The organism is Sandaracinaceae bacterium, assembly GCA_020633055.1.
Lineage (GTDB): Bacteria > Myxococcota_A > Polyangia > Polyangiales > Houyiibacteriaceae > JADJJE01.
This window is the reverse complement of the sequence record JACKEJ010000025.1, coordinates 1-5222: the sequence shown is the minus strand read 5'-3', so window position 1 is coordinate 5222 and position 5222 is coordinate 1. Positions and strand designations below refer to the sequence as shown.

Genomic DNA, 5222 nt, shown 5'->3' with positions numbered 1-5222 from the left:
AGCCGTGAGCCATGGAAGGCCAGAGACATGGTGGCGCAGCCTCGACTGTGCCGGAAGGAACGTGGACTCGACCGTGGGGCCACGGTTGCGACACGGCGACCATCGCCTGGGTCCTGCCAACCCATCGAGCTCCCACTCCGCCTAGAGCGCAGATCAGGATCGCCGCAAGATGCTGGCGCCGGACGAAGGTTCGCAGGCAAGGCGCGACGACGAGTCGATGCGTGCATCGGCGAGGAGGAGCAACGCCGCCTGCGGGCCTTCGGACAAGCCAGGGCTTGCGCCGAACCTGCATCGCGCTCTAGAGCAGCACGCCCGCCACGCTGGCCGTCATGCACGCCGCCAACGCACCGCCGATCATCGCCCGCAGACCGAGCCGCGCCACGTCCGCGCGCCTGCTCGGCGCGATGCTCCCGATGCCGCCCACCTGGATGGCGATCGAGCTGAAGTTCGCGAAGCCGCAGAGCGCATACGTGACCAGCACGACCGAGCGTGGGGAGAGCGCCTCGGGCGTGGTGCGCAGGGTCTCCCCCAGGTGCAGGTAGGACACGAACTCGTTCAGGACGATCTTCTCGCCCAAGAACCCCGCGACGAGACCGCACTCCCCGACGTCGACACCCATCAGGAACGCGACCGGCCAGAACACGACGCCCAGGATCTGCTCGAGCGTCACTGCCGTGGCGCTCGCCCCCGTGAGATGGTTGTAGGCGTCGAAGGGGACGGCCAGCAGCGCGTTGGCGAGCGCCACCAGCGCCACGAAGGCGAGCAGCATGGCGCCCACGTTGAGCGCCAACATGAGCCCCTCCGACGCCCCCCGTGCCGCGGCCTCGATGACGTTCGCGTCGACCTTCTCGAGAGTCAGGTCCACGCCAGATGCCGTGGCGGAGGTCTCGGTCTCGGGCTGCATGACCTTCGCGATCACCAAGGCAGCCGGCGCGCTCATCACGCTGGCTGCGATGAGGTGGCCCGCGATGTCGGGGAAGTACGCCTGCAGCATGCCGACGTAGGCGGCCAGCACGCCGCCAGCCACCGTCGCGAACCCGCCCACCATGATGGCCATCAGCTCGGAGCGGGTCATCGCGTCGAGGTACGGACGGACCACCAACGGCGCCTCGGTCTGTCCCACGAAGATGTTGGCGGCCGCAGACAGGGTCTCCGAGCCGCTGGTGCGCATGGTGCGCTGCATGACCCAGGCGATGGCCGCGACCATGCGCTGCATCACACCCACGTGGTAGAGCACCGCCATCAGCGCAGAGAAGAAGATGATGGTGGGCAGCACTTTGAGCGCCAGCGGCGCGCGCGCCAGGAAGGTCCCAGCCTCCCCCGGCTGAGCCCCCACCCAGAGGTCCGTGGTGTACGCGCCGAACAGGAAGCTCGTGCCGCGGTCGGTGTAACCGAGCAGCGCGACCACGCCGTCGTTCAGGAACGAGAAGAGCGCCAGGCCCACCCGCGTCTTCAGCGCGAACAGACCGAACAGGAGCTGCAGGCCGAGGCCCCACGCAATGATGCGCCTCGGGATGCGGCGCCGATCGCTGGACATCAGCCACGCGAGGCCCACGAACGCAAACAGACCGAACGCGCTGGTGAGGCGCTGCGTGACGGTGGACTCGGGCGCGCCACGCTGCGCCGTGAGCGAGATGGGCTCGGGCGTCGCGTCCGCCTGGGCCGCCGCCGGCGCGTCGTCTTGGGCACTCGCAACAACGGGGCGCAGCGTGAGCGCGAGGCTGGCGAGGAGGGCGAGCACGACCAGCGGGCGAGCGACGGGCATCAGGCTTGCTGGCGTATCACAGCCGGCCACTCGGGTGGCGCAGGAATGCGCTGCGCCACCATCCGCGCTGCCGCGCCAGGCTCTGCGCGGGCCGCTCCCCAGGCGACAGTGTGGTCGGCGGACGGAAGCCCGTGCTGCTTGGACGGGAGGGACGCGCGGTGCAGCCGAAGGCAGGCGAGCGCGTCAGATCCGAAGCCCCACGCCGACGTATGGCCCCACGCCGAACGCGCGCTGCTCGAACGCCTTGCCGGGCATGTGGACATCGAAGTCGGCGCCCGCGTGGATCATCCAGTCGCGGCTGCCGCGCAGGTGGATCTCGATGCCCAGCTGCGACACCAGGGTGGGCGAGAAGCGCAGCGTGCGGTCCAGCTCGTTGCCCCACCAGCTCAGCCGGAGACCGCCCATCAGGTAGGGCACCAGCGTCTCGTTCACCTCGAAGCGCAGGCGCGCGCCGAAGCCGACGAACGGACCGTACGCCGTGACGCGCCCGGAGCCCAAGGGGTCTCGGGCGCCGAACTGCTGGAAGCCGGCGTGCCCCTCGATGACCAGGATGTCGATGGCGTACCCGGCGCGCACCGTGAGCTTGGTCCCGAGCGACGGGTCGTAGGCGTCCTCGCTGTCCAACATCACCGGCAGGCCCAGCGAGACGTTGAGGTGCCGGCGACCGGCCACCTCCTCCTGAGCCTGAGCGCGCGCGGCCAGTGGCAGCGAGGCCCACGTCAGGAGCGCGAGCGCGAGGGCCCCGGCCCCGGCGGCGAAGCCGAGGCGACGCGGGTGCCGAGCAGACCGATGCCGGGTGGGGCTCACGGGTGTCGCGTGTCTCACGGAGGAGTGGGTCATGAGCGAGCTTCTGGGGGCCACGCCGGCCGAAGGTCAATCGCGGAAGTTCTTGTACTGGAGCGACATCTCGAGGTCTTGCCCGCGCAGGTAGGCGATGGCCTCTTGGAGGTCGTCGCGCTTCTTGCCGCTGACGCGGACGACGTCGCCCTGGATGCTGGGTTGCACCTTGAGCTTGCTGTCCTTGAGGGCCTTCACGACCTTCTTGGCGCCGTCCTTGTCGATGCCCTGCTTCAGGTTGATGACCTGCTGGCTGGCACCTCCGCCCACCGCCTTGATGGGCTGCGCGTCCAGCGCCAGCAGCGACACGCCGCGCTTCACCAGCTTGCCGTGCAGCACCTCGAGCACGGCGGCCACACGGTTCTCGCTGTTGGCGCGGATGACGATGGTCTGGTCCTTGAGCTCCACCGACGCGTCCGTGCCCTTGAAGTCGAAGCGCTGCGCCACCTCCTTCTGGGCCTGGTCCAGGGCGTTCTTCACTTCTTGCAGATCCAGCTCGGACACGACGTCGAATGTCGGCACGCAACAGCTCCTTCGAAAGGGTCGAGAGCGTCGCCGGGAGCGCGCTCGCGCATGCACCCGAGCACACGCGGGGCTCACCGTATCGGTGACCGTGCGGGTCCGCAAGCGGCGGACGTGCGGTGTCGCCATGGACCGCTCGTGTCCCGCGTCACGCGGCGTCGTTGGACGTCTCGGTCTCAGGGGAGCGCGAGCAGTCGCCCGTGCTGTCCTTCGTACGAAGGGAGCCCGGCCCGCATCGCGCCGACGTGCGGGCGCCGGGGCGGGTCGTTCCAGGCGTAGTCCAGCTGGCGCAGGAGCTCACCGCGCACCTGCTGATAGAACGACGAGGCTTCTCGCACGGCGGAGACGAAACGCAGACTCTCGAACTCGAGAGGCGCGAGCTCGGACGGATGGACGCAGCGCAGCGTGCCCGCCCCGTCGCGCCAGGTGAGCAGCAGGTGCGCGCCGTGGATGTGGAGCGTGCGCTCGCCCGAAGCACACTCTCCCATCTCGGCGGCCGCCTCGAACCACAGCCCGGCGTAGCTGACGTAGTCGAGGGTCACCGGCAGAAAGTCCGCCTGGTCCTCGGCGAAACCCCACGGACCGACGGTGGACCAGAAGAGCAGACCGCCACAGAGGTCGTAGGGCGTGGGTGACCGAACGCGCCACCACGCGTCCAGGAGCCGCCGGACACGCACGCGGCCATCGGCTCGGACGAGCGCGTCGGCCGGGATGAAGTGCGCCTCGAAGTCTCGACGCGACGGGTCGATGGGCGAGACCTTGAAGCAGAAGCGCGCGCGCATGCGGAGCGCCCACAGCGTAGCAGCCCCACTCGCGCCCCGCCCTCTGCCTGGTGCGCATCCGGAGCGTGCGCCCGGATGGTCGGTGGGGCAGCCCCAACGGCAAGGCGAAGCACCTGAAATGCAACGCGTTTCACCATTCGTCCGGCGTCGCCGCGAATTGACAGGCCCTCCCCTGCGCACTAGCGTTCGACTCATGACGCGCAGCGGCATCCGCTGTCGCCGTGCGTCACGTCCCTCCCCTGGCCGCGACCCCACGCCACGTGACACGCTCCGTGGAACAAGGCGCGGACCCACCCGCAGCCCCGGAAGCGAGCAGATCATGAGCCCGAAGGCCCACCAATTGGTCACCAAGGCCGGCGACGTCCTCGACCGCGAGACGCCCTGGATCTTCCGTACGTACGCCGGTCACAGCAGCCCGCGCGCGTCCAACGAGCTCTACCGCAAGAACCTGGAGGCGGGCCAGACCGGCCTCTCCATCGCGTTCGACCTGCCCACCCAGTGTGGCTACAGCTCGGACCACAGCCTGGCGCGGCCCGAGGTGGGCAAGGTGGGCGTGCCCATCAACTCGCTCGACGACTTCCACGTGCTCTTCGATCAGATCCCCCTCGATCGGATGAACACGTCGATGACCATCAACGGCACGAGCATGTGGTTGCTGGCGCTGTACGTGGCGCTGGCGCGCGAGCGCGGCACGGACGAGAAGCTGCTGCGCGGCACCACGCAGAACGACATCGTCAAGGAGTACCTGGCACGCGGGACCTACATCTTCCCGCCCCAGGCCAGCCTGCGCATCATCGCCGAGATGTACGAGTGGTGCCTGGAGCGGGTGCCCAACTGGAACGCCAGCAACATCTGCTCGTACCACCTGCAAGAGGCTGGCGCGACGCCAGGACAGGAGCTGGCCTTCGCGCTGGTCAACGCCATCGGCACGCTGGACACGCTCAAGGAGCGCGGGCACTTCACGCCCGAGCAGTTCGAGCAGGCCGTGGGGCGCATCAGCTTCTTCGTGAACAGCGGCATCCGCTTCGTCGAAGAGATGTGCAAGATGCGCGCGTTCGCGGAGATGTGGGAGGAGATCACCACCGAGCGCTACAAGGTCGCGGACAAGCGCATGCGGCGCTTCCGCTACGGCGTGCAGGTGAACTCGCTGGGCCTGACCGAGAACCAACCGGAGAACAACGCCTGGCGCATCCTGATCGAGACGCTGGGTGTGACCCTCAGCCGCAACGCCCGCTGCCGCGCGCTGCAGCTCCCCGCCTGGAACGAGGCGCTCTCGCTGCCGCGCCCGTGGGACCAGCAGTGGTCGCTGCGCCTGC

The 5222-nt window shown here is 69.1% G+C and carries 5 protein-coding genes; 1 reads left to right on the top strand and 4 read right to left on the bottom strand.

Annotated elements, in window-relative coordinates; genetic code table 11:
- Window positions 1-298 precede the first annotated feature (298 nt).
- The 4 genes from H6726_32750 to H6726_32735 all read right to left on the bottom strand — a co-directional run bounded on the left by H6726_32750 (window position 299) and on the right by H6726_32735 (window position 3906).
- Window positions 299-1765, bottom strand: coding sequence for a NupC/NupG family nucleoside CNT transporter (locus tag H6726_32750; GenBank protein MCB9662455.1), 1467 nt, complete (start codon window positions 1763-1765; stop codon window positions 299-301).
- A 183-nt stretch (window positions 1766-1948) separates the two neighbouring features.
- Window positions 1949-2572, bottom strand: coding sequence for a hypothetical protein (locus tag H6726_32745; GenBank protein ID MCB9662454.1), 624 nt, complete (start codon window positions 2570-2572; stop codon window positions 1949-1951).
- Between the two features lie 66 nt (window positions 2573-2638).
- Entirely contained in the window at window positions 2639-3124 is a 486-nt protein-coding gene (locus tag H6726_32740) for a YajQ family cyclic di-GMP-binding protein (GenBank protein MCB9662453.1), read from the bottom strand.
- Between the two features lie 176 nt (window positions 3125-3300).
- Window positions 3301-3906, bottom strand: coding sequence for a hypothetical protein (locus tag H6726_32735; protein ID MCB9662452.1), 606 nt, complete (start codon window positions 3904-3906; stop codon window positions 3301-3303).
- Window positions 3907-4225: 319 nt separating this feature from the next.
- Between H6726_32735 and H6726_32730 the strand changes: the two genes are divergently transcribed.
- Window positions 4226-5222: protein meaA (locus H6726_32730; protein MCB9662451.1), on the top strand; the 997-nt coding region annotated here is incomplete at its 3' end.